The organism is Luteimonas sp. Soil_N_1, assembly GCF_057656255.1.
This window is the reverse complement of the sequence record NZ_JBDGKS010000007.1, coordinates 1-485: the sequence shown is the minus strand read 5'-3', so window position 1 is coordinate 485 and position 485 is coordinate 1. Positions and strand designations below refer to the sequence as shown.

The 485-nt window shown below is 63.9% G+C and carries 1 protein-coding gene; it reads left to right on the top strand.

Features of this window, described 5'->3' with window-relative positions; translation table 11 throughout:
* Positions 1-485, top strand: a 485-nt coding sequence (locus tag AC3A4E_RS17265; RefSeq protein WP_487632712.1) for a GTP-binding protein, incomplete at both ends; no start/stop codon positions are given.

Sequence of the window (485 nt, the reverse complement as noted above, 5' to 3'; positions counted from 1 at the left end):
GGCCCGATGCCGCAGACCCGCGAGCACATCCTGCTGTCGCGTCAGGTCGGCGTGCCGTACATCGTCGTGTTCCTGAACAAGGCCGACATGGTCGACGACGCCGAGCTGCTCGAGCTGGTCGAGATGGAAGTCCGTGAGCTGCTGTCGAAGTACGAGTTCCCGGGCGACGACACCCCGATCATCCACGGCTCGGCCCGTCTGGCGCTGGAAGGCGACCAGAGCGACATCGGCGTGCCGGCGATCCTGAAGCTGGTCGAAGCGCTGGACACCTGGATTCCGGAGCCGGAGCGTGATGTCGACAAGGCATTCCTGATGCCGGTCGAAGACGTGTTCTCGATCTCGGGCCGCGGCACGGTTGTGACCGGTCGTATCGAGCGCGGCATCATCAAGGTCGGCGAAGAAATCGAAATCGTCGGTATCCGTCCGGTGCAGAAGACGACCGTCACGGGCGTCGAGATGTTCCGCAAGCTGCTCGACCAGGGTCA